The organism is Candidatus Cloacimonadota bacterium, from assembly GCA_020532355.1.
In the GTDB taxonomy this organism is placed as follows: Bacteria; Cloacimonadota; Cloacimonadia; order Cloacimonadales; family Cloacimonadaceae; genus UBA5456.
Genome location: JAJBBD010000160.1, coordinates 1 through 5,128, shown reverse-complemented (window position 1 = coordinate 5,128; position 5,128 = coordinate 1). Strand labels below are relative to the sequence as shown.

The 5,128-nt window shown below is 43.3% G+C and carries 1 protein-coding gene; it reads left to right on the top strand.

Going from position 1 to position 5,128, the window contains the following annotated elements:
• Positions 1-5,128, top strand: a 5,128-nt coding sequence (locus LHW48_05860) for a hypothetical protein (GenBank protein MCB5259986.1), incomplete at both ends; no start/stop codon positions are given.

Genomic DNA, 5,128 nt, shown 5'->3' with positions numbered 1-5,128 from the left:
GTTCCAGTGTTCGAAGAACAGGTTTTGGTATATCGCGTAGAAAACATCGGCACAGAAGATCTGATTTTAGATAACCCAAACTTCCCAGAGGGCTACTCCACTGATATCAGCTTCCCTTACATAATTCGAACTGCATACATCGGTTCAACAGATCTGATCGAAATTGATGAGGATGATGACGAAGAAGAGCCCGATACTAATCCGTTTGTGGATATTCCCATCAAGTTCAGCCCCTTATATCACGCATTTGATTATGAGACCAAATTGGTTACTCTGGCTACAAATGACAGCCTATGCAGTCTGATTCAGATCAACGTAACCGGAATAGGTACTGCAGCAGAATTGAGCATATCAGCGGATTCTTTACATATGATTGATTTCCCTGCAAACAACACTCCTTCATTTGGAAGAGAATTCCTGATTTTGAAAAATACTGGCAATATTGGATTAGTGGTAGATTCACTTAACGTGTCCCACTCTGAGAACGGGTTTGCTTCATTCCAGTACGCGACTGCGACGGATACTCTGGAGAATAAGCAGAACTCTATGGGTTTGAGACAATCTAAAGAAACTCCCATAAGAGCAAAATCCAGTGTTAGAAGCCAATCCGATCAGACTCATAGCAGAAGCAGTCTCCAACAGCAGAGAAGCAAGATTCCCAAACGAGATAGTATTGAGATGCCAAAAGTTTTTACATGGCATGGTGCGGGGTATAATCACCAGATCCAGTTGGCTCCGGGTGATTCTATTTTTGTTTATGCAAGGTACAAGCCTTTTTTGATCGGTGCGGATTCTACCCACATCAGTATTAGATGCAACGATGCCTACAATCCGGAAAGGGCAATTTCGTTATTTGGACAAGGTATTCCCCTAGTTGTTACGGATACTCCAACGGAAACCCAAGTCTCAAATATTGTTCTGGCAGATACACTATGGAGTTGCCCGCAAATTGAAGTTAAATCCAGCGTTCAGGTAAGTCCCCAAGCAAGACTTACGATTCGTCCCTATAAGGACGCAGTATCAGTGCAATCTGATTCAACCTGTGGCTTTAATGTGTCTGGTGAATTGCATGCAAGACGATCGCTTAACCAATTGTATGGCGTGTCTTTTGCGGGAGTTGATTCTCTGGCAAGTTGGAAAGGATTCGTTTTCGAGAGTAATCTAACCGGTGAGTCAAGGCTGGATAGTCTGACCATCATCAATACAAATGATTATTCAAGGTTTGAAGAGGGTGGAGGGGCAATTCACTCCAATGACTACCATAGTATACTGCTAAACAATGTAGATATTGAAAGCAGTCATTCGCAGCACAAGGGGGGGGCAATATATCTCAACAATGGAATGGTTCAATTATCTGAGTGTAGTATTACTAATGGTACTGCCCTCAAGGGTGGAGCAATATCAGCTATTGGAAGTGGATCAAATCTATCCATAAATGGCTCTACCTTTAGCAGCAACCAGGCTCAACAATCTGGAGGATTTTTGTTTGCTGAAGATGCCAATATCTCAGTTTATGCAACTCAGATAGCAGAAAACTCAGCAGCAGAAGGTGGTGCTATTTCGGTTATTGGCAGCGAAGCAGAATTATCGATGTATGAGACTACGTTCAGCAGCAATGCTGCCCAAGAAATTGGGGGAGCCGTATATCTCGATAGTGCCAATGCAAGCTTAATGGAATCGACCTTTATTGGCAACGAATCCATATATGGCGGAGCAATAGCCATTGTTGGAGATCAGAGCAATGTAGCTATTTCTCAAGGTGTGTTCAATGATAATGGCGACTCACCTGAAACTGCTAATTATAGCTGCAATGGTGGTTCTATCTATCATGCTGGTGGTCAATTAACTATTCATGATGGAACAAGTTTCAACTTGAATAGAGGATTATCCGGAGGTGCCATTGCTTTGGCTGGTGCAACTGCTTCATTATCTGTTGAGAATGTTTCTTTCAATCAAAACACGGCTTCAAGTAAGGGAGGTGCCATTTCCTCTGCAGCAGGCTCGGTTGTGGTTCAAAACTCGACCTTTGAAAACTGCTCAGCGAGTGAGTTTGGCGGTGCCATTGCCATGTTTGACTCCGATTACATATTGTCCCGTAACCAATTTGTAGATTGTCGTGCGGATTCGCTTTCAGGTAAGGGAGGCTCTATCTACATTCAGAGCGATTCTGCGAAATCCGGTAAAGGCCAAGCAAAGCAACCTGTCACAGTGAAGGTTCTGAATGCAAATGAAATCAAATTGTCCAGAGCTCATGCTGGTGGGGCAGTCTATCAACAAGGGGAAGGCGATATCACAAGCAATGCTATCCTTAAGAATACGGCCTCACTTGGTGCAGGTATGTATCTGAAGAGTATTGTTGGCAGATTCGAAAACAATACCATTGCAGATAATATTGCTACAGATATAGGTTGGGCATTGGTTTGCGATTCCTTAGCCGTGACCATAGTGAACACGATTATCTATAGTGATTCACTTACACTGGGAAGTCCAATTCATTGCATCAATGCTCAGAGCATTGACTTGGTTAATTGTGCCATTGAGGATACCCTAAATGTCGTCAGTGGAACTTTTGCGAGCGTATCAACAATAAACTGTATCACAGAAGACCCCAGCTTTGACACAGCAGGCCCTGTACCCTATCAATTGAGTAAAACATCCTTATGCGTAAATACGGGTACCAGGGATTCAGCACTGGAGGGGGTCGATGTTATTGGAAATCCAAGAATCAATGTTAACAACGGAACCCCCATAATAGATATCGGAGCTTATGAATACATGGGACCTTATTGGGAGTTCACAAGGGACATCATCCCTGACTATGTGGAGATTACGTATTCTCCTACCCACTTCATCAATGATCTTGAGGTTACGAGCACAGGGACATTGCATATTGATCCTAGTGTATCGTTTCTTGCCTCGAACAACTCCATGATCAAGGTATTGGGCTCAATTGATGCTCAAGGGACAGATACCTCAAGGATAACCTTTAGTACAGCTCCGGGAAACAATTCTTGGTATGGGTTCAGCTTTGAGGGTGGTCTTTCAGCTGGAAGTTCGAGATTCCTGCACTGTTCCTTTTCAAACGGTAAAGCATATTCTGATCTTACTCCCATAGATCATGATGCGGTTAATGGTGGGGTGATGTACATCAATGGCTATCTCGCGTTACAGATCGACTATTGCTCATTCAGTGGCAATCAGGCATCTGATAGTGGAGGCGCCATTTATGTCACTAATTTTTCCCCACACGACACTCTATTTGTAGCAAACTCCAGTTTTACAGGGAATAAAGTAAGAGAAGGCACTGGTGGAGCGATCTGTGCCATGGATACTAATCTACATTTGCAAGATAACCATTTTAGTCTGAATACGGCAGGTTATCCTCTGGATGCAAGTGTGTCCTCGGGGATGCATGGCTTTTCTGGGGGAGCGTTGTCATTGATAAAATCCGGTACATACGATACTGAACACACTGTTGTTGATAACCAGTTTCTCGCTAACCTTGCAGCAGGGACAGGAGGTAGCATCTATGCAAGTGCCGGGATGCATCGCATTTTCGGGAATCAATTCATTGATAGCATAGCCCTTGGAGCCGATAAATCGGGCATCATCGCTGTAGCTCATGGTGGCGGAGCGATTGGTATAGTTGACAGAGCCGAGGCTGAAATCAACCAGAACATGTTTGATTCAAACTATGCTTATGCCGGAGGCGCAATACTTAACAACGAATCAATGAGCAACATAGCTGACAATACCTTTACAGGCAATAAAGCCAAGTATGGTGGAGCTATCCAACTTATAAACTTGGCGACAGAGAGCAATCTCTTGAGAAATGTGTTCACAGCAAATGGAACCGCAGATTCAACAAATTGTGAGGTTGGTGGTGCCATCCGAATGCATAACTGCGCAGCAAATACTAATATCAGTCTCTCTAAATTTACCGATAACTCAAGCACCTCGAAGGGAGGGGCAGTAGCCATCCAAAACTCTGGTAGGCAAATCGTGGTAAATAATCAGATCAGCAACAATTTTGCTGCTCATGGAGGTGGTGTATACCTTGAAGATGCTGAAGTCGAACTCAGCAACAACACAATAGCACACAATGAAGGTATAGACTCAGGTGGAGGAGTTTTCCTCGATCATTCCAGGCTGGAATCAACTAACAACTTGCAGTGGTCAAACTCCTCACCAAACGGTTTTGAAGTTTACATGATAAATGGGGCATCTATGCCAGTGCTCACCAGCTTCATTTCCCAAACGCCAAATGCATTAGTGTGCCTTACTGGTTCATCAGCAAGCTTCGATGACTGTTATGGAGACGCAGGCGAATCTCCCCTAATGATCAATGACATGCATAACTATAATCTAAAGCCAGACAGTCCCTGCGTAAATAGTGGTTATGATAATGTGTACCATACTAGTACGGATTTGAATAATCGTAGCAGAATAATTGGCGGCAGGATTGATATCGGTGCCTATGAATATAGCGGCACCACCATAAGCATCGACCCGGTTGATTCACTAACGATATGGGATGATGCCTGTATAACCGTTTCATCTCCAATCACTTTATCCAACGGCAAAGTACTGATTATTGAGGATAACGTTTCGGTTTTCTTTGAACCAAACGGCTCTTTATATGTAGAGAATAGTACTCTGGAAACTCGAAACAATATCTCTTTCGTTTCTGAAAACAGCGGGGCAGCATACCATGTAAAATTAAAGGATGCCTCCTCACTGTCGTTCCATGACTCCAGTGCTCTAGGAGTAAAGCTGCAAACGGAAGGAACCTATCTCAGTATCGAGAATAGCATGTTTGTTAACAGCCTTCTTGCCCACAAAAATCAGAGTCTTGATGTCATGAATACCGAGTTCTCCGCTTCCACCCTGGACGCAGTGAATACAGTTGTTGGTAACGATGATATGATGGTGTCCATCGTTGATTCGTATTTCCACGACCAACCTGACTCTACAGCAATAAGAATCTATTCATTCCCAAATTTCAAAATCACAGACAATTTGATATCCAACTACTATACTGGATTATCTTTGTTTGAGTCTGGACATGGAAAGTTCTTCTCACTACAGGGGAACATAATCGAAGGTAACCAATATGGTTATGGAATCC